20 protein-coding genes and 1 riboswitch are annotated in these 19603 nt (G+C 51.9%); of the genes, 14 read left to right on the top strand and 6 right to left on the bottom strand.

The window, feature by feature from the left end:
- Positions 1 to 61 precede the first annotated feature (61 nt).
- The gene (locus BLP53_RS12135; RefSeq protein WP_245652837.1) at positions 62 to 982 is read left to right on the top strand and encodes an SdiA-regulated domain-containing protein; all 921 of its coding nucleotides are present in this window, start codon (positions 62 to 64) and stop codon (positions 980 to 982) included.
- Positions 983 to 1154: 172 nt separating this feature from the next.
- Here BLP53_RS12135 and BLP53_RS12130 read toward each other — a convergent pair whose 3' ends face one another.
- On the bottom strand, positions 1155 to 2633 hold the full coding sequence (locus BLP53_RS12130; RefSeq protein WP_091472448.1) for an aminotransferase-like domain-containing protein: 1479 nt from the start codon (positions 2631 to 2633) through the stop codon (positions 1155 to 1157).
- A gap of 235 nt (positions 2634 to 2868) precedes the next feature.
- Positions 2869 to 2947, bottom strand: a riboswitch (Fluoride riboswitch).
- Positions 2948 to 3184: 237 nt separating this feature from the next.
- Between BLP53_RS12130 and BLP53_RS12125 the strand changes: the two genes are divergently transcribed.
- The 3 genes from BLP53_RS12125 (at position 3185) to BLP53_RS12115 (ending at position 5927) form a co-directional block, all read left to right on the top strand.
- On the top strand, positions 3185 to 5068 hold the full coding sequence (locus tag BLP53_RS12125) for a PQQ-dependent dehydrogenase, methanol/ethanol family (protein ID WP_091472447.1): 1884 nt from the start codon (positions 3185 to 3187) through the stop codon (positions 5066 to 5068).
- 151 nt (positions 5069 to 5219) lie between these two features.
- Positions 5220 to 5600, top strand: coding sequence for a fluoride efflux transporter CrcB (gene crcB, locus BLP53_RS12120; RefSeq protein ID WP_091472446.1), 381 nt, complete (start codon positions 5220 to 5222; stop codon positions 5598 to 5600).
- 9 nt (positions 5601 to 5609) lie between these two features.
- The gene (locus BLP53_RS12115; RefSeq protein WP_091472445.1) at positions 5610 to 5927 is read left to right on the top strand and encodes a DUF190 domain-containing protein; all 318 of its coding nucleotides are present in this window, start codon (positions 5610 to 5612) and stop codon (positions 5925 to 5927) included.
- A gap of 81 nt (positions 5928 to 6008) precedes the next feature.
- Here BLP53_RS12115 and bamJ read toward each other — a convergent pair whose 3' ends face one another.
- From bamJ to BLP53_RS12100, 3 genes are all read right to left on the bottom strand, one after another.
- Positions 6009 to 6635, bottom strand: coding sequence for a BamJ family beta-barrel-assembly machinery protein (bamJ, locus tag BLP53_RS12110; protein ID WP_091472444.1), 627 nt, complete (start codon positions 6633 to 6635; stop codon positions 6009 to 6011).
- A 176-nt stretch (positions 6636 to 6811) separates the two neighbouring features.
- Positions 6812 to 8449: a chaperonin GroEL gene (gene groL / locus BLP53_RS12105; protein ID WP_091472443.1), complete on the bottom strand. Its 1638-nt coding sequence runs from the start codon at positions 8447 to 8449 to the stop codon at positions 6812 to 6814.
- A 48-nt stretch (positions 8450 to 8497) separates the two neighbouring features.
- The gene (locus BLP53_RS12100; RefSeq protein WP_091472442.1) at positions 8498 to 8785 is read right to left on the bottom strand and encodes a co-chaperone GroES; all 288 of its coding nucleotides are present in this window, start codon (positions 8783 to 8785) and stop codon (positions 8498 to 8500) included.
- Positions 8786 to 8966: 181 nt separating this feature from the next.
- Between BLP53_RS12100 and BLP53_RS12095 the strand changes: the two genes are divergently transcribed.
- Positions 8967 to 9965, top strand: a complete 999-nt coding sequence (locus BLP53_RS12095; protein ID WP_091472441.1) for an LLM class flavin-dependent oxidoreductase — start codon at positions 8967 to 8969, stop codon at positions 9963 to 9965.
- A gap of 56 nt (positions 9966 to 10021) precedes the next feature.
- Here BLP53_RS12095 and BLP53_RS12090 read toward each other — a convergent pair whose 3' ends face one another.
- A complete protein-coding gene (locus tag BLP53_RS12090; protein ID WP_091472969.1) occupies positions 10022 to 10360 on the bottom strand; it encodes a carboxymuconolactone decarboxylase family protein in 339 nt (112 codons plus the stop codon).
- A gap of 286 nt (positions 10361 to 10646) precedes the next feature.
- Between BLP53_RS12090 and BLP53_RS12085 the strand changes: the two genes are divergently transcribed.
- The 3 genes from BLP53_RS12085 to BLP53_RS12075 all read left to right on the top strand — a co-directional run bounded on the left by BLP53_RS12085 (position 10647) and on the right by BLP53_RS12075 (position 14823).
- A complete protein-coding gene (locus BLP53_RS12085) occupies positions 10647 to 12971 on the top strand; it encodes an FdhF/YdeP family oxidoreductase (RefSeq protein WP_091472440.1) in 2325 nt (774 codons plus the stop codon).
- Entirely contained in the window at positions 12961 to 13287 is a 327-nt protein-coding gene (locus tag BLP53_RS12080) for a helix-turn-helix domain-containing protein (protein ID WP_091472439.1), read from the top strand. Before BLP53_RS12085 ends, BLP53_RS12080 begins: the two co-directional genes overlap by 11 nt.
- Positions 13288 to 13377: 90 nt before the next feature.
- A complete protein-coding gene (locus BLP53_RS12075; RefSeq protein ID WP_091472438.1) occupies positions 13378 to 14823 on the top strand; it encodes an aminotransferase-like domain-containing protein in 1446 nt (481 codons plus the stop codon).
- Positions 14824 to 14837: 14 nt separating this feature from the next.
- On the opposite strand, the gene pdxR is transcribed toward BLP53_RS12075, so the two are convergent.
- Positions 14838 to 16253, bottom strand: a complete 1416-nt coding sequence (gene pdxR / locus BLP53_RS12070; protein WP_091472437.1) for a MocR-like pyridoxine biosynthesis transcription factor PdxR — start codon at positions 16251 to 16253, stop codon at positions 14838 to 14840.
- A gap of 105 nt (positions 16254 to 16358) precedes the next feature.
- Here pdxR and BLP53_RS12065 point away from each other — a divergent pair, with 105 nt between their 5' ends.
- The 6 genes from BLP53_RS12065 to BLP53_RS12040 all read left to right on the top strand — a co-directional run bounded on the left by BLP53_RS12065 (position 16359) and on the right by BLP53_RS12040 (position 19597).
- Entirely contained in the window at positions 16359 to 16832 is a 474-nt protein-coding gene (locus BLP53_RS12065) for a GNAT family N-acetyltransferase (protein ID WP_091472436.1), read from the top strand.
- A 1-nt stretch (position 16833) separates the two neighbouring features.
- Positions 16834 to 17466 carry an FMN-dependent NADH-azoreductase gene (locus BLP53_RS12060; protein ID WP_091472435.1) on the top strand — a complete coding sequence of 211 codons (633 nt, stop codon included), beginning with the start codon at positions 16834 to 16836 and terminating at the stop codon, positions 17464 to 17466.
- A 36-nt stretch (positions 17467 to 17502) separates the two neighbouring features.
- Positions 17503 to 17931, top strand: coding sequence for a carboxymuconolactone decarboxylase family protein (locus BLP53_RS12055; protein WP_218119046.1), 429 nt, complete (start codon positions 17503 to 17505; stop codon positions 17929 to 17931).
- A gap of 279 nt (positions 17932 to 18210) precedes the next feature.
- Positions 18211 to 18456: a hypothetical protein gene (locus tag BLP53_RS12050; RefSeq protein WP_091472434.1), complete on the top strand. Its 246-nt coding sequence runs from the start codon at positions 18211 to 18213 to the stop codon at positions 18454 to 18456.
- A gap of 152 nt (positions 18457 to 18608) precedes the next feature.
- Entirely contained in the window at positions 18609 to 18854 is a 246-nt protein-coding gene (locus tag BLP53_RS12045) for a hypothetical protein (protein WP_245652836.1), read from the top strand.
- Positions 18855 to 19153: 299 nt separating this feature from the next.
- Positions 19154 to 19597, top strand: coding sequence for a FecR family protein (locus BLP53_RS12040; protein WP_091472433.1), 444 nt, complete (start codon positions 19154 to 19156; stop codon positions 19595 to 19597).
- The last annotated feature ends 6 nt before the right edge of the window (positions 19598 to 19603 follow it).

Raw genomic sequence — 19603 nt, 5'->3', positions numbered from 1 at the left:
ATCTCAAAGGAACTCTTCCCTGCGCCGCTAGTCTGCAAGATAGCTAATGGGAGAGAAGAGTATGCGGTATCGTAAAAGTATCAAAGTGGCTATGGCGCTGATGCTGGTGGGGCTGGTGTTGATTGCGCTGTATGTCATGCGGGCTGAAGCGCTGGCATGGCATTTGTGGCACCAGTTGCAGGGTGCCGAGCATAACGGCCTGGATCTCGGCCGTTACCAGGTGGCGATTGAAGCCAAGCCCCTGGCCAGTTATGAAAACACTTCCGGGCTGACGTTTAATCATGAAACGGGTACTTTGTTCACCGTGCTCAATCATACGAGCGTGATTGTCGAACTGCAACGTGATGGGACACCCGTACGTGAGATAAAGGTCCATGGCACGGATGACCTTGAGGGCATCACGCATGTGGAGCAGGATTACTATGTCGTGGCTGATGAACATGAAAGCCGGTTGTGGTTGTTGCAGCTTAAACCAGGAACAAGTGAAGTCTCAGTCACGGATGCGAACCTGCTGAAGTTTGGCATGAATGAGCGCGGCAACAAGAATTTTGAAGGCGTTTCGTGGGATAGTGTCCATCATCGATTGATCGTCGTAAAAGAGCGCGATCCCAAATATGTGATGTCTGTCGCCGGGCTTTACCATCCTGCCGGGCACAAGCAAAACCAGATGGTGGTCGAACATTTAAGGCAGTATGACTTCGCATTGAATTGGGCATTGCGTGATTTGTCTTCAGTGACTTATCACGAACAGTCAGGTCATTTGTTTTTGCTGAGCGATGAATCCAGGCTGCTCAAGCAGTTCGATGAGGCCGGGCAGGCCATGGGATCATTGGCACTATGGAAAGGTTTTCATGGCCTGCATCACAATGTGCCACAAGCGGAAGGCGTGTCGATTGATCATGAAGGCAATATTTATATCGTCAGCGAACCCAACCTTTTTTATGTGTTCAAACCGCCACCAGCTGCCATCAAGGAAATTTGAGGCAATCACCGGCATCCTCGTGCAACATGAAAACACAACCCGCTTTGGCGGGTTGTGTTTTTTGGAGCCCTATGCAAGGACATTTGCAGGGCATTCCAGTATAAATTTAAGCGGTTGGGCCATAATCAAGCGCAAGAGTCTAGCTGGCGGGTAATGAATGGCAATCTGGCCGCTATGCTGTCTTTTTGAGATTGACCGCTTCTTCAAAGATCTTCTTTAATTTCTTTATCGCCATCGTGATTTCAATTTCATTTAATGCCGCGAATCCTACCCTGATTGCCTGGATACCTGACTCTCCGCCAGCGTATGAATGAGCCTCAAGCGTAATGCCGTGGTTCCCTGCAATATTGATTAATTCGTCCATCTGGATATATGTTTTGAATTTCAGCCAGAATGCCAGCCCACTTTCCGGCGATGAGAATGTCAGCCATTCGTCGAGCTCTTCTTGCAACAAGTTTTGAAAGGCCTCTCTTCTGTTCGCGTAGATTTTGGTGAGTTTGCGTATGTGCCGCTTGATCTCACCGGATTGCATTAACTCGGTAATCAGGGTTTCTTGGGTGATGTTGATGGTTGGTTCAATGAGGGAAAATGCTTCCGCACATTTTTTCATTAATGAGGGAGGGCCAATCAAGTAATTAATATTCAGCCCAGAGACTAAATCGCTATTTAAGCTGCCAATATAAATCACTTTGTGATTGGTATCACTGGTGGCCAGGGGGAAAGTCGGGAATTTTGAAAAGTGATACTGACCGTAATGATCGTCTTCAATGATCATGAAATCATACGTATTGGCGAGTTTTAATAATTTCTTTCGCCGGTGGGCAGAGAGCGTGACTGTGGTTGGATATTGATGCTGAGGCGTGACAAAAACAGCACTGATTGCCTGTGATTGACAAATTTCCTCTAATTCATCGACTTTGATACCCTCTTCATCTACGCCAATGTTGAATATGGATACATTGCATGCATTGAATGTATCACGCACATGGGGGCACGTTAACGATTCGATGGCTACCGACGCCAATGGTTTGGCCGTGATCTTGGCAGCAACAAAGAGGGCTGCCTGAAAGCTGCTTACCAGGCATGTATGTTCGTGGGAAACCCTAAAGCCTTTTTCCATATTCAGCATTTCTGCAATTTCTTTGCGAAGTTCCGGGCTTCCCATAGGGTCTGTTTTATTAATGCTATTTTGCCGCGTGCATGTGACTAACGCTCTTCTGTATGAGCGAGCCAGAAGCTCATAGGGGACTAACCTGACATCTGCAAAATTCTCGGTCAGGTTTAGTGATCGAGGATGATTGCGACTGGCTCGGAAAGCGCTGGATCTATCTACTTCCAATTTGGTGATTTTAGATGGCGTGGCATGTATCCCATATCTGCTGCCAGAGGGGCTATTTTCACCTACAAATGTACCTTTGCGGCTTTGTGTCACCAGCCAGCCTTGAGAGATTAGCTCGCCATAGGCGAGTACAACAGTTTTCCGATTGACTTTAAGGCTGGCCGCTAGCTCCCGGGTGCCTGGCATCGCTGTCAGTGGTTTCAGCCTACCGGATTCAATGGCCCCAATAATGGCGTTGACGATTTGCAGATGCAAAGTGGTATCCGGCTTATTGCCGTCAAGACTTATCTTGAAGTCCCATGTCCTGAGCATACGTGTATCAACCCAAGTGATTAGCCAGGGGCTGAAATAGTGAAGCCGTCGGACGGGCGCGAAAACAGTAAAACAGGCTCTGTTCGGCTATTAGGTAACGAAAATTTTCCGGTGATATGGATGCTAGCTTTGTAGCGAGAAGGTTGGATTTGACACTGTCGGCCATCATAGCTTTCCCTTGTGGTTGTTATGTTTACCCAGGGATTTTGACGAATACCTACACGCCCAAATATGGGTAAGTGTAGGCATCATTAGCGATGATAAGCGGTTTAAAAGTAGAGACTTTTAGGAGGAATGCCATCTCCGTTGAGTGAAATATAAATTCCTCGATGAACGATGTCAATCAATATTGCCTCTGGACCATCACACATGAAAAAACTGGATGGATTGGACCAGCATAGTCACTGGAAACTGGAGGTTTGGTTGGCTGAAACATTTGGTTACAGTTTGCTCACTTTTAGAAACAATTAGGCGCCTTGCATAATTGTTCTAACTGTTCAGGGGACGATAGATGCGCATATGCGCTTAGTATTTAACACGTGGAGATCAAAATGCAAATTAACAAAATTAAGTTATCACTTGGGCTAGCGATGACGCTATCCGCCACTTTGCCCATGGCTGCTTTTGCTGGGACTGCAGCTGATCATGAAGCTGCGATGAAAGATGCAAATAACTGGGCAGACCCGCGCGGTGGATATTTAAACCAGGGTTACAGCGCCCTGGCACAAGTGAATAAGGGCAACGTTAAAAACCTGAAAGCTGCCTGGACATTCGCAACTGGTGTAAACCGTGGTCACGAAGGTTCTCCACTGGTCATCGGTAATATGATGTATGTACATACCGCATTCCCAAACAACGTATACGCGCTGGACTTGAACGACAACCAGAAAATCGTATGGTCCTATTTCCCTAAACAAGACCCTTCGGTACAGGCTGTTTTGTGCTGTGACAACGTCTCACGCGGGCTCGGGTACGGCAATGGCAAGATCTTCCTGCAACAGAACGATGGTGTGCTGGTGGCTCTGGATGCAAAAACAGGAACTAAAGTCTGGGATGTTAAAAACACTGATCCAAAAGTTGGTGCAACTAACACCAATGCGCCACAAGTGCGTAAGGATAAGGTGTTGACCGGTTGTTCAGGGGCTGAATTCGGCGTACGTTGCTTTATCGCTGCATACAACATCGATGACGGTTCTTTGGCATGGAAAGCATGGTCAACAGGCCCTGACGCTGAAGTACTGATTGGTGCTGACTTCAACAAAGACAATCCTCAATACAATGCACTGTCTGTTTACCAGGACGTAAACGGCGGTAACAAAGAGGGTGGTTCTTTCAAGAAAATCCCTAACGACCAGCTGAAAACTGGCGAAAAAGAACTGGGTACACGTACTTGGTTGAAACCACAGGCTGTTAAAGACGGCTGGCAACATGGTGGTGGTTCCGTATGGGGCTGGTGGCCATATGATGCCCGTACCAACCTGGTTTACTACGGTACAGGTAACCCATCTGTGTGGAACCCGGACGTACGTCCAGGCGACAACAAATGGTCCATGACAGTATTTGCACGTGATCTGGATACAGGCATGGCCAAATGGGGCATGCAAATGACACCACATGATGAGTGGGACTACGACGGTATTAACGAGGTCATGCTGTTCGACAAGGGAAATAAAACCTATGCGTTCCATACGGATCGCAATGGCTTTATGTACACCTGGGATGCGCATACTGGCACCTTGATTGCTGCCCAAAAAGCACATCCATTTGTTAACTGGGCTAACAGTGTAGACCTGAAAACAGGGGTGCCCGATAAAACAGCCTCCGGCTCCACTCACCAGGACTACAATGCCAAGGGTGTCTGCCCGTCTGCTTTAGGCGTCAAGGATCAACAGCCAGCAGCCTACTCTCCAAAAACAGGCTTGATGTATGTGCCATTGAACCACGTATGTATGACATACGAGCCAGTTGAGTCCAAATACGTTGCTGGTCAACCATGGGTGGGTGCAACATTGACCATGTTCCCTGGTCCTGACGGCGTGATGGGTGGCTTCGGTGCTTACGACCCAATGACCAACAAAAAAGTCTGGTACAACAAAGAGAAGTTCTCTGCCTGGGGCGGTGCTCTGACTACAGCTTCTGACCTGGTGTTCTACGGTACTCTGGACCGCTGGTTCAAGGCTGTTGATGCACAAAACGGTAAAGAACTGTGGAAATTCCAGGTTGGTTCCGGTGTGATCGGTAACGCATTCACATATGGCCACAAAGGTAAGCAATACGTTGGCGTACTGTCCGGTATCGGCGGTTGGGCTGGTGTTGCGATGAACCTGGGTTTGACTACTGACACAGATGCACTGGGTGCTGCTGGTGGTTACAAGGAACTGACCAAGTACAACGCTGCTCCTGGCGGCGGCGCACTGAATGTGTTCACTTTATAACTTAAGGTGTTAAAAAATAGCTAACACTTAAGATTTACTACACAAATATTTCCAAAGGTATTTGTTGCTAGGGGACCTCTCACTTCCTGGTGAGAGGTTTTTTTTCACTATCTTTGGGTTCTATGATTTCGATTCATCAATTGGTAAAACTATGTGGAAATCTGTCATTGCAGTCAGTATTGGCGCTTCTTTGGGATCATTACTTCGGTGGCAACTTGGGCTTAAATTAAACAGTATTTTTCCTGCATTGCCGCTGGGGACATTGTCTGCAAATTTAATCGGTGCTTACGTGATTGGTTTTGCCCTGGCCTACTTTTCCCGAATGCCGCAATTATCTCCGGAAATGCGACTGTTGATTATCACTGGATTTTGTGGAGGATTGACGACCTTCTCCACTTTTTCCGCCGAAGTATTCAGCCAGCTACAAAATAACCAGATCCTCTGGGCGTTTAGGACGGCGTTAGTTCATATGCTGGGATCCCTGTTATTTACATTTGCCGGATTCGTTTCCCTGCAATTATCACGAAGCTAAGGAGCATTTATGAAAGGCTTTGAAATCACATTTTTCACTCGGCTGGACAAAAAACACGGTAGCCAGATGTTAAGTGAATGGTTAATGCGCGCAGCCAGGGATTTAAACATTGGTGGCGTCACAATTTTGGCTGCCAGTGAAGGCTTTGGGCGGGACAAGAAAATTCATGCGGCCCATTTCTTTGAACTTGGCGACCAGCCGCAAGAAATTGTGATGACAGCCAGTGAGGTGGAGACCGAGCGACTCTTCAGCCTATTAAAAGCGGAGCATATAAATATTGCCTATATAAAAGTGCCAGTAGAGTTTGGTGTATTGGGTGAAGATTAGCCCTCAATCATTGATAGCATGGTGTGCCATTATTTACCAGGCACTCACGCGAGGCTATGCTCGCGCGAGCAGAGGATATTCTTACTCGATATCCAGTAATTCAACTGCAAATACCAGTGTGGCATCCGGGCCGATGACAGGACCGCTGCCATTGGCACCATACGCCAGGTTAGATGGAATGGTCAGTTCAAACTTGCTGCCTACGTTCATCAACTGCAAACCTTCCACCCAGCCAGCAATCACGCCGGTTACCGGGAAAACGATAGGCTCACCGCGGTCATAAGAGCTGTCGAATACCGTGCCGTCAATCAGTGTGCCGTGATAGTGCACTTTGACGCGGTCTTTAGTGGTAGGTTTGGCGCCATTGCCAGCGACCAGTTGCTTGTATTGCAAACCGCTGGCGGTGGTGGTAACCCCGTCTTTTTTTGCATTGTCTGCCAGATAAGCCGCCCCTGCCGCCTGGTTTTTGGCCGATTGCTCAGCATGCGCCGCATGTTGTCTCTCCTGGCTTTCCTGTTGTACTTGCTCTACTGTGCTTCTTTTTTCAGCATCGGATAAACGGGAGGGATTACCCGTCATTACATCGCTGACTGCCAGTGCGACTGCGTCTGCATCCAGCGCCAGGCCGTCATTTTTAAGCTGGTTTGCCATGTTTTCGCCCACGATATAGCTTAAGCGCTGGGTCAGGGAATCTAATTGAGTTGCCATTGTGTTTTCTTTCGTGATTTAAATATGCATCGCTTTTCAGCGGGAGGAGTACTGCAATGTTTCCGTCATTATGATGGAGAGTGATTGATAAAACAAAACCCGCCAGAGCGGGTTTTGTTTTTGTGAGTGCATATTAAGGCATTTCAGCAAGCCTTAAGATGTAATCAAACCCAAGGCTACATCATACCGCCCATGCCACCCATCCCGCCCATATCCGGCGCTGCTGGTGCATCTTCTTTAGGCAGTTCAGCCACCATGCAGTCTGTCGTCAGCATCAAGCCAGCGATAGAAGCTGCATTGGTCAGGGCAGAGCGGGTGACTTTGGTTGGATCCAATACACCCATTTCAACCATGTCGCCGTAAGTTTCGTTAGCAGCGTTGTAACCATAGTTGCCTTTACCAGCTGCCACGTTGCTTACAACCACTGATGGCTCAGCACCAGCGTTAGAAACGATCTGGCGCAGTGGCTCTTCAACGGCACGCAGAACGATTTTGATGCCAGCATCCTGGTCAGCGTTTTCGCCTTTTACTTTGGCAATGCCGTCACGGGCGCGGATCAGTGCAACACCGCCACCAGCCACGATACCTTCTTCAACCGCAGCGCGCGTTGCGTGCAATGCATCTTCCACGCGTGCTTTCTTCTCTTTCATTTCTACTTCAGTCGCCGCGCCAACCTTGATCACAGCCACACCACCCGCCAGTTTGGCCACGCGCTCTTGCAGTTTTTCGCGGTCATAGTCGCTGGAAGCTTCTTCGATTTGGGTTTTGATCTGGCTGATACGCGCTTTGATCGCTTCTTCGTTGCCAGCGCCGTCGATGATGATGGTATTTTCTTTACCTACCTCGATGCGTTTGGCTTGGCCCAGGTCGGTCAGCTGTACACCTTCCAGTTTCAGGCCAACTTCTTCGGAAATCACGGTACCACCGGTCAGGATAGCGATGTCTTCCAGCATGGCTTTACGGCGGTCACCGAAACCAGGTGCCTTAACAGCAGTGGTTTTCAGGATGCCACGGATGTTGTTCACCACCAGCGTTGCCAGCGCTTCGCCATCTACGTCTTCAGCGATGATCAGCAATGGACGCCCAGCTTTAGCTACTTGCTCCAGGGTTGGCAGCAGGTCACGGATGTTGGAGATTTTCTTGTCGTGCAACAATACGAAAGGATTGTCCAGCAACGCGATCTGGCGCTCTGGGCTGTTGATGAAGTATGGGGACAGGTAACCGCGGTCAAACTGCATACCTTCTACCACGTCCAGCTCGTTGCTCAGGCCGGAGCCGTCTTCAACGGTAATCACACCCTCCTTACCCACTTTGTCCATCGCATCGGCAATGATCTGGCCAACAGAAGTATCGGAGTTGGCAGAGATAGAACCTACCTGTGCGATTTCCTTGCTGGTGGTACATGGCTTGGATTGTACTTTCAATTCGGCAATCGCCGCTTCAACCGCTTTGTCGATCCCGCGCTTCAGGTCCATCGGGTTCATGCCGGCGGCGACAGATTTCATACCTTCGCGGATGATGGCTTGTGCCAACACAGTCGCAGTGGTGGTACCGTCACCAGCAATATCGTTGGTTTTAGAAGCCACTTCTTTCACCATCTGCGCGCCCATGTTTTCGAATTTGTCTTTCAACTCGATTTCCTTGGCCACAGACACACCGTCTTTGGTGATGGTAGGCGCGCCGAAAGAACGCTCCAGAACCACGTTACGGCCTTTAGGGCCCAAAGTCACACGCACAGCGTTAGCCAATACGTTAACGCCATTTACCATTTTCTGGCGAACGTCATCACCAAATCTTACGTCTTTTGCTGCCATTTAAATTCTCCTAAATTTCAAATTTTTGGGGATTATGTGGAGGGCCGATTACTCAACAATCGCCATGATGTCTTCTTCACGCATGACCAGCAACTCTTCGCCGTTCACTTTTACAGCCTGGCCCGCATATTTGCCGAACAACACTTTGTCGCCAACTTTTACATCTAAAGGGATGGCCTTGCCGTTGTCGTCTTTTTTACCGTTGCCTACGGCTTGCACAATGCCTTGATCAGGTTTTTCGGTAGCGCTGTCTGGAATGACAATGCCAGAAGCGGTAGTGCGCTCTTCAGCGGCGCGTTTAACGATAACTCGATCGTGCAATGGACGAATACTCATGAAAGTCTCCTTGTATTCCTGAAATTGATGGGAAAAAATAAAATAATAACGGCGCACATTTTAGCACTCGTGCACCTTGATTGCTAACTTGGGACACTAATCCTTATTTTCAAGAGGGAAATGCAAAAAAATGTTGTCGTCCAGTTTGGCGTTACGGTCAGGGTAATAGCATAATGGGGGGATGGAAATTACACCTCGACTCTCTGTACTGGATCTTTCCCCGATTGTTGAAGGAAGTGACGCGGCCCAATCCTTTAAAAATACACTAGACCTCGCCCAGCATACAGAAAAGTGGGGCTATCATCGATACTGGTTGGCGGAGCACCATGGCATGCCGGGTATTGCCAGCGCGGCAACCTCTATCCTGATCAGTCATGTCGCTGCCGGCACCAGCACCATTCGCGTCGGTGCCGGCGGCATCATGTTACCCAATCATTCGCCTTTGGTCATTGCTGAGCAGTTCGGCACTCTGGAGTCCTTGTATCCCAAACGGATTGATCTGGGCCTTGGCCGCGCGCCCGGTTCTGATCAAGTGACTGCGAGAGCCCTGCGTCGCAATCTTGATTCTGATGCCGATGCATTTCCTCAGGATGTGCTGGAGTTGCTGGATTATTTCTCCGCTGAACCTAAAGGGCCTGTCAAGGCTAATCCTGGTGCCGGGCTGGACGTGCCGGTATGGATATTGGGGTCGAGTTTATTCGGTGCGCAGCTGGCAGCGGCTTTAGGCTTGCCTTTTGCATTTGCCTCGCATTTTGCACCTGCCTATATGATGCAGGCATTAGAGATGTACCGGGCCACATTTAAACCTTCCAGGCATTTGGATAAACCCTATGTCATGCTTGGATTCAATGTGTTTGCAGCAGCATCGGATGAAGAGGCCATGTATTTAGCCTCTTCTGCGCAGCAGGCATTTATTAATTTAAGAAGTGGAAGACCTTCTAGATTGCCTCCCCCGGTCTACAATTTATGGGACCAGTTAGGCGGTGCGGAACGGGCAATTATTAACCAGGTGTTATCCTGTTCTGCGATTGGCAGTGAGCAAAAGGTATTGAGTGAAATATTGGCTTTTATCGACAAAACGAGGGCAGATGAGTTGATGATCACCTCTAATATTTTCAATCATGAAGCACGCCTAAAATCATACGAAATAACTGCCAGGGTTTTTGGCATGGCATCCTGATTTTGCCTGAAGTGGCAGGCCTCAATCTTCAATGGCTGATTGAGGCCACGGTGAATTTAAAGTTTCACCTGCTGCACCGCATCCAGTGCCCGGGCGGAATAGACCAGGGCTGCACCGGCATTCATGGCGACGGCAACGCCGAGCGCCTCTGCAATTTCTGCTTCCGTGGCACCTTCTTTGATGGCCGCTTTTGCGTGCACGGTAATGCAGCCATCACAGCGCGTGGTGACTGCGACGGCCAAAGAAATCAATTGGCGTGTTTTCGCATCCAGCTGGTTTGTTTTCGAGCCGGCAGCGCTGGCCATCATATAGCCACCGACCGTATCCGGTGTGAGTTTGGCCAGGTCTCCAACACAACCCAGCAGTTCATCACGGTATTTGTTCCAATCTAGCATATTCACTTTCTCCTCTAATATAAAAAGGGGGTTACTGCGCAACCCGATGAATGACCTTAATGGAATGTGCGGGGAGGATATGTGACCAAAATCCCCTTGCGGCAGTGGCGTATTTGCAATGTATGGCGCGATTAAATGCGCCGTTCCCATCGCCTGTTCCGGCGCTAACTGTATCCTAAAAATTCCCGGCTTCTGTATCTGGTTTCCTTGCGCTTACCTGCTTACTATGGCCATCCTTGTCGTTTTCTATTGATACGCGGGCAAGATTTGCCCTTGCAAACAGTTTATGTCGCAACCCAAAGCCTCCATCAAGCCATACCACCACCCAGCCGCCGGTTGGGGGGCATTAAAGCAAGTTGCCGCACAGCTCGCGTTACAGAAGATTCCGGTCAAGGGCGTGATGACGCTGCTGGCGCAGAACCAGCCGGATGGCTTTGATTGCCCTGGTTGTGCCTGGCCGGACAAGGAACATACCTCCACCTTCGAGTTCTGTGAAAACGGTGTGAAGGCCGTGGCGGCAGAAGCGACCGCCAAGCGTGTGCCGCCAGCATTTTTCGCCAATCACACGGTGACCGAACTGATGGGCTGGGACGATTTTGCGCTGGAAAATGAAGGTCGCCTGACCCATCCGATGCGCTATAACCCGGCCACGGATAAATATGAAGAAATTTCCTGGGACGGGGCATTCGAACTGGTTGCCGCCCACCTGAATGCACTGGCTGACCCGAATGAGGCGATTTTTTATACCTCTGGCCGTGCCAGCAATGAAGCGGCGTTCCTGTATCAATTGTTCGTGCGTGAGTTCGGCACCAATAATTTCCCCGATTGTTCCAACCTCTGCCATGAATCTACCAGTATGGCGTTGCCACCAACCGTCGGTATCGGTAAAGGCTCGGTGACCCTGCATGATTTTGAGCATACCGACACCATCCTGATTTTTGGCCAGAACCCGGCCACCAACCACCCGCGCATGCTGGGTGAATTGCGCGAAGCCGCCAAACGCGGCGCCCGTATCGTGGCGATTAACCCGTTGAAAGAGCGCGGCCTTGAGCGTTTTGCCGACCCGCAAAGCCCGTTCGATATGCTGTCTTTCAAGGGCAGTAGAATCAGCGATATGTTTGTGCAACCCAAGTTGGGTGGCGACCTGGCACTGATCAAGGGCATGATCAAATTCGTCATCCAGTGGGATGACGAGGCGATCAAACAGGGCAGCGAACGTGTAGTAGACCAGGAGTTTATCCGGCAGCATACCAACAATTTCGAGGCGATTGCCGAAGATGCGCGCCAGGAAAACTGGGATGTCATTGTGGAAGAGTCCGGTGTGCCGCTGGCACAGATTGCGGAAGTCGCACGTATCTACGCCACAGGTGACTGTGTGATTGCTACCTGGGGCATGGGCATTACCCAGCACAAGCATGGCGTTGCCACGATTAAAACGATGGTGAACCTGATGCTGCTGCGCGGCAATATTGGCAAGGAAGGTGCGGGCTTGTGCCCGGTGCGCGGTCATAGCAATGTGCAGGGCAACCGTACCGTGGGCATTTATGAAAAGATGCCATTAGAGTTTCTCGAAAGCCTGGAGCGCGTATTTGGCATCCAGGTGCCCAAAACGCCGGGCTACGATGCTGTCGGCGCCATCCAGGCCATGATAGACGGCAAGGGCAAAGTATTCTTTGGCCTGGGCGGTAATTTTTCGATTGCCACCCCTGATACCGACCGCACCTGGGAAGGTATGCGCAATTGCGACCTGACCGCGCATGTCACCACCAAACTTAACCGCAGCCACCTGGTACATGGCAAAGAGGCGCTGATCCTGCCATGCCTGGGCCGAACCGAAATCGATACGCAGGAAAGCGGCCCGCAAGGGGTGACCGTGGAAGACTCCATGAGCATGGTGCATATCTCTTACGGCATGAACAAGCCGGCTTCGCCGCATCTGCTGTCCGAACCTGCCATCGTGGCACGCCTGGCGCATGCCACGCTCAAGCAGAGCAAAACACCCTGGCTGGCATTTATCAAGGATTACAGCAAGATTCGCGATGCCATTGAGCAGACCATGCCAGTGGCATTTAAAGACTACAACGAGCGTATCAAGCAGCCGGGCGGTTTCCGCATGCCGGTGCCTTCCAGTGAGCGCATCTGGAATACGCCCTCTGGCAAAGCTGAGTTCACACTACAGCCTATTCCCCGCAACTCTCCTATCCACCAGGCACGCGAGCAATATGGCGACCAGTTGTTCGTCCTGATGACCACGCGTTCGCATGACCAGTACAACACTACCATTTACGGCATGGATGACCGTTACCGTGGCGTGTTTGGCCAGCGTCGCGTCGTTTTCATGAATCCGCTGGATATCACCCGCATGGGGCTGGAGGCAGGGGACTGGGTCAATCTGGTCAGCGTCTGGCAGGATGGCATCACACGCCGTGCAGACAAGTTCCTGGTAGTCTCCTATGACATTCCGCCAGGCTGCCTGAGTGGCTATTATCCGGAAACCAATAACCTGGTGCCGCTGGAAAGCGTCGCGGATGGTTCGCGCACACCCACTTCGAAATCCATTCCCGTGATTCTCGAAAAAACCACTGCACCTGGAGTCCCTCATGCTGTTTGAATCCCGTCATGAATCTGTGCCTGATGAAGCTTCCGTGCAGGAAGATGTTGTCCCGGAATATGCCTCGCTGGATAACAGTACCGTGCTGATGCTGGGTATCCTGGAACTGCTGCATGCAGAGCACGAACAGGGTCGTGGGCATATTTCGCTGGCCGTGATCTGCAAACGCCTGGGTTTGCGCATGAGTACGCTGCAACGCCTGATGACGGCTTTAAGCGAGCAGGCACTGGTGGAAATCTCCGTGCAGAAAGACCGGCTGGTGGCTGTACTTACACCGCAAGGCGAAGAGGTTTCGCTGGCATTACAGCTTACTTAAAGGGCCTGCCACCGCTGCAAAACTTCAGCCGTGCCGCAGATGGCTGAAGTATAATGGCCGGCATCAAAACTCCTCCCTGCCTGGCTACCCATGAAGCTTTATGTCTCGTTTGCCGCCCGCATACGTGCAATGATTGATGAAGGCGTGTTGCGGCCGGGAGACAGGATTTTCTCGGTACGGCAGGCCAGCCAGAAATACGAGCTCAGCATCAGCACGGTGTTACGCGCCTATCTCTTGCTGGAGCAGGATGGCATTATCAGCAGCCACCCGCAGTCCGGCTATTACGTCACCCCACGCCAGCGCCTGCAGCAGCGGCAGGCTTCCCCGCTCGCCAAGGATATTAACCTTGCTGAAATAGATGCGGGCAACCTGGTACTGACTACGCTCAAATCCATCCGCGAGTTCGGCACCGTGCCGCTGGGGTCGCCATTTCCCGATCCACAATTGTTCCCGCTCAAGAAAATCCACCAGTACCAGAAGGCTCTGACGGGTGATGAGGGTGAGTGGGGCATTCTGAGCGACCTGCCGCCCGGCAACGAACGCTTGCGTCAGCAGATTGCCCGCCGTTACCTGGCCAACGGCATGGATGTGTCGCCGGAGGATATCGTCATCACGCATGGCGCGACCGAAGCGATCACCCTGTGCCTGCAAGCCGTGGCCAAGGCTGGCGATACCATTGCGCTGGAGTCGCCCGGCTATTATGCACTGGCACACACGGTGGAACGCCTGGGCATGCACGTGGTGGAGCTGGCGACAGACCCCGCATCCGGTATCGACCTGGAAGCTTTGCGAACTATGATGGCCGAGGTGCGCATTGCCGCTGTGATCCTCACCTGCAATTTCCAGAACCCGCTGGGCTTTGTCATGCCGAATGTCAAAAAACAGGCGCTGGTGGCCTTGCTGGCAGAACAGCAGATTCCGCTGATTGAAGACGATGTCTACAGTGAACTGTATTTCAGTGATGAGCCGCCATTACCTGCCAAGGCGTTTGACCGCGCAGGCATGGTGCTGCACTGCTCGTCATTTTCCAAATCACTGGCACCCGGTTACCGCGTGGGCTGGACCCATGCCGGACGTTACCGGCAGGAAGTCGAACGGCTGATGTTCCTCAGCAGCCTGTCACTGCCGCCGGCCCCGCAAATCGCCATTGCCAAATTCATGCAGCGCGACAGTTTTGAGCAGCACCTGAAGCAATTGCGGCACACCCTGCGTTCAAATTATGTCCTGATACGCAACGTGATCGAGCAAAGTTTCCCGGCAGGCACGCAACTGTCCGAGCCGCAGGGTGGCTACGTCATCTGGGTCAGGCTGCCACCGGCACTGGATGCACTGGCTTTGTACCGGGCTGCCATCGACAACGGCATCACCGTCGCGCCAGGCACGATTTTCTCACGCAAAAAAGACCTCACCCACTATATTCGCCTGAACTTCAGCCACTTGTGGACATTGACCATAGAGCAGGCCGTGCGCGATGTCGGCGCACTTGCCTGCGAGATGCTGGCGGCAGACAAGTCAGCCAGAACCAGTTCAGAGTAAGGCATATAGCTGCATTACCCGTTCGCCATCACCACTTGCCGCATACGTTGTGCAAGCTCCCTGGCATAGATGAGTGAGTGCACATTGGTGAAACTCATGACCAGGCCATGCCCGCAGGGATACTCCAGTGTCCAGTCCGAAAGTGCTTTTACTGCCAGGCCAGCTTCGTTGAGGTGCTGCACCAGGTATTGGTCGTCAGCATCCTTATTAAGACGTACCACCAGGTGCATGCCGCCTGCCTGCAATTCTATGCGTACTTCCTGACCAAAAACTTCCGTGAGTGCCTGGGTGAGCAGTTCCCGCCGCTGCTTGTAGAGTGAACGCATTTTTTTCAGGTGCCTGGAAAAATGACCCTGGTTGAAAAATGCGGCGACCGTGGCCTGTGTTAACCACGGGCAGCCATTCTGGAAAATCTGGCAGATGTGTTCGAGATGGTTGACCTGTGCTGCGGGAATCACCACATAGGCGAGCCGGAGCGCTGGTGACAGCACTTTGCTCAGGGTGCCGCAGTAAATGACGCGATCCTGGGCATCCAGGCTTTTGAGGGCGGGCAGCGGGCGCGAGGTGTAGCGATATTCACCGTCGTAATCATCTTCGATGATCCAGGCCTGCTGGCTGGCAGCCCATTCCAGTAATGCCAACCGTCGTTCCAGCGATAAAGTCACGCCCAAGGGGCTTTGGTGCGATGGCGTCACCACGGCCATACGTGCCTGTGGTGCTTTTGCAATGCCGCTACTCACTACCATCCCCGCCTGATCCACCGGCACAGCCACAATGTTGCCACCGGCGGCGCGCATCAGTGCCGAGGCGGCAGGGTAGCCCGGATCCTCCATCCAGACCTGATCGCCGGGTGACAGGAAGGCACGGCATATCAGGTCCAGCGAGCCTCTATAGCCATCGGTGATGATGACCTGGGCAGGCGTGCAATAAATGCCACGGGAGACATTCAGGTAGGCGGCCAATGCCGTGCGCAGGGGCATCAAGCCAAGCGGGGAGGGGTAGGCCATATCCGCCGCCGTGGCCGACTTCAGAATCTGGCAGCCGAGTTTGGACCAGAGTTTGCGTGGAAATGCATCCAGCGCGGGCAAGCCCAGGCTGAGCGGTGGCGGGCGGGTGCCCTGGCTGTGAAATGGCAGGGAAGGTGCGTGGGGTAATGCCCCGGTAAGAACATGTTGTATGGGATGTGCGCTTAAAAACGGGGCGATGACAGTACCGGCCTGGCCACGTGACAGGAAGTAACCTTCACCCAGCAGCATTGCATAGGCGGTTTCCACCGTGCCCCGGGCGAGGTTCAGTTCGGCAGCCAGGCTGCGCAACGAAGGTACACGATCACCGGGTTTGAGCAGGCCTTCGGCAATGGCTTCACGGAAGCGCTGGTATATCTGCAGGTAGATTGGCTGCGAGTGGTTTGCGTCGAAATGAATATTCATGTTGCCCTCATCATGGCCCAGTTGTTTTGTGAAAACATGGCTCTGCTCATTATGTCACCAACTGGTTAAAGTGCGTACCTGACAATCAATCACCGGGAGGTAAACATGACAACACACGCTGCCCGTACGCAGCTCGCTCTCAAACACGCCGAGAGCGAGGCCGAGATTCTGGCCTGCTTCAATGTCATGCGCGAGTTGCGCCCCAATCTTGCCAGCGCGGAAAGCTTCCTGGCGCAAGTGCAGCGTATGCAAACACGCGGATATCGCCTGCTGGCCGCACTGGAAGATGACGTTCCCATCGCGCTGGCCGGGTATCGCGACAAGGAAATGCTGATTCATGGCCATTTTATTTACGTGGATGATTTGGTTACCACTGCCAACCATCGCGGCCAGAAACTGGGCGAGCGCTTGTTGCAGTTTATTTTTGAGTTGGCAAAAACACAGCATTACAGCCGGGTGATTCTGGATACCGGACTGGGCAATGCGCTGGCACAGCGTTTTTATTACCGTATGGGCATGCTGGCCACCGGTATGCATTTTGTCTATGAAGCAGGAATTAAGCTGGAATTAGGGAGTTAACATGAAAAATATCCTGTTTATCCGCTGCAGCCCAAAAACAAGCGGCTCTTATAGCGGCACATTTGCCGAGTCGTTTGTGACCCAATTACAGGAGGTTTTGTCACCGGCCAATGTGGTGCTGAGGGATCTTGGTCGTGCGCCGCTGCCGCATGTCACGCATGCGCATACACTGGCATCAGAGAAACAGGAAGGTGCGCGCAACGAGGCCGAGCAGGAAGCCCTGCGCCTGTCAGACACCCTGATTGAGGAGCTGGAGGCTAGCGATGTGCTGGTGATCGCCACGCCCATGCATAACTTTACGCTGCCTTCCGTGCTCAAGGCCTGGGTAGATCATGTGGTACGTGCGCACCGTACCATCAGGTTGACGCCGCAAGGCAAGGTTGGCCTGATTGGTGACAAGCACACTTATATCATCGTGTCGTCTGGCGGCCATCATTCTGCGCAACCGGCCTGGCAACCGGATTTCCTGACGCCCTATCTGACCGAAATCCTGCGCACGGTTGGCATTACCCGTATTGAATTCATTTACCTGGAAGCCATGAACCATGGCCCGGCAGCGGCTGAACAGGCGGTGAGCGCTGCGCAGCTGCGCACACAGGCCATCCTGGCAACACTTACATCTACAACCATTTAATTATTCAGTTATTTTTTGAATCTGAAAGGAAACATCATGACACTACGCCTGGCATTCTGGGAGCTTTCTCCTGCGCTGATGAAAAACTACACCACACTGAATCAGCAACTGGAACAAAGTACTTTGGGCAAAGCACTGGTGGAATTAATTTACCTGCGCGTTTCACAGATCAATGGCTGTGCCTATTGCCTCGGGCTGCATGCCAAGGCCCTGCGCGCGGCTGGTGAACCTGATGCACGGATTGACCAGGTCGGCGGCTGGCAGGTCAGTGACCAGTACACGGAAAAAGAACGCGCCGCGCTGGCCTGGGCCGATGCGGTCACACATATCACGACTTCAGGCACGTCAGACGAAGTGTTTGCGGCACTCAAACCGCATTTCACCGATACTGAAATCTCCGACCTGACTTTTACCATTATCACCATGAACGCCTTGAACCGCCTGGCGGTCAGCCTGCGTAAGTAATAGCTGGCGCCGGATATGCACTGCAGGCATGGCTGCATATCCGCCGGGCTTTTATTGTCTGCGGATTCCTACAGAAAATTCAGCGGCAACTGTCTACATTGATGCGTCGCACGCCCGCATGATAGAGCTTCCCTCGAGTTTATTCATGAGATAACGCTCAGCATTGCTTCGTGTTTGGCAATCGCTGGCGTGATTGCCGGAGCGTGTTATGCCAGTTGTTTTATTGATTGTGCGGTTTGGATTGCGGCATGTAGCCGTCAATGTGTGAGCGTGCCCGGCATGACGCAACCGACAGTTTCCAGCCAGACATCCAGTAGTGCCATTTCGCTTATCGCCATTGCCGCAGGCGTGGTGGGGTTTGCATTGCTGGTTCTTTCCATTGGCGCAATTGTGGCCATGGTTTCCTTGGGCGAGGCACCGGAACAACCGCCTCAGCGTACACCGCCAGCTACCCATGACAATGCCATAGAAAAACAACCTGCGCATACGGCCGTGCCGCCAGGCCGGAATACCCTGCGCGATTAAAAAGTCACCGGCAACAAACTATCCTTCTTTGCTGAACAGCACGCCTCCGCAAGATTCCGGTTGTGCAGAATCAATCACGCGCCGGCGATGAGATACAATGCATGTCATCCTGGTTGAACAAGTGCATCCATTGAAAAATACGGAGTAAACAAATGATGGATTTTAAAGTGTTGTCTGCATTCTATCTGATCCCGCTGTGCATCTCTGCCATTGGCGGGCTGCTGGAGTTCCGTAACTGCAAATTCGCGACCACCAGGCACGCCATTAGTAAGGCGTTTTTTCTGGCGTTCCGTAGCATGGTCCCGGTACTCAACATCTTCTCTGCCATTCTTTACCTTATCACTTGCGGTACCTATACCTGGAAAAAATCAGGCGCCTGGAAGAAATCCGGGCAATAGAAATCGTGCCTGTTTTCTATCGGGTGAATCCACCTGAATAGCGATGTTTTCCATACTTTTCCCGCATTACCGGCAGGCGATGGCCTGACAGGTATCCTGCTGAACCAGCAAGGTAAATTTTTTTAATACTGCTGGTCATTTTGACCCGTTTGGTCGATGATTTGGTTCAAGTATCAGGGCTACGGTGCCGATATCACATCATGATCAGCAGTATCGTTGTGTGACCCGGCATTACTTTGCCATACACTGGTATTGACGCTGCTTGTTCGAGGTTGCATGCCTTATTCCGGGAGAGTCCAATGAAAAAATTTCTGTGCCTGCTGAGCCTGGCCTGGCTTACTTGCCTGGCTGCACCTGCAGCGGCGGCAGGGGATCATGTTGCGCTGGTCAAAAGTGTTTCCGGTAGCGTTAAAGTGATGCGCGCAGGAAAAACGCTGGACGTGGCGAGTGATACCACATTACAGATTGATGACCAGGTGATTGCCGCACCTAAGGCCACCGCGGCGATTGTTTTCAGGGATGGCACCTTGCTGACCCTGGGGAGTGGTGCGGATATCCTGATCCGGGATTATGTATTTGAGCCTAAAGCTGACAAATACGCATTTTCGCTGTATATGGCCAAAGGTTCAGCCATTTATGAGTCCGGCAAGATTGGCAAACTGGCGCCAGAATCGGTCAAGGTGGAAACGCCGACTGCCACGGTAGGCGTGCGTGGAACCCGTTTCCTGATTGAAGCGAATTGAGGCTGC

The organism is Methylophilus rhizosphaerae (assembly GCF_900100975.1).
Classification (GTDB): domain Bacteria; phylum Pseudomonadota; class Gammaproteobacteria; order Burkholderiales; family Methylophilaceae; genus Methylophilus; species Methylophilus rhizosphaerae.
The sequence above is the reverse complement of the archived record's forward strand: the minus strand, read 5'-3'. Positions and strand labels throughout refer to the sequence as shown.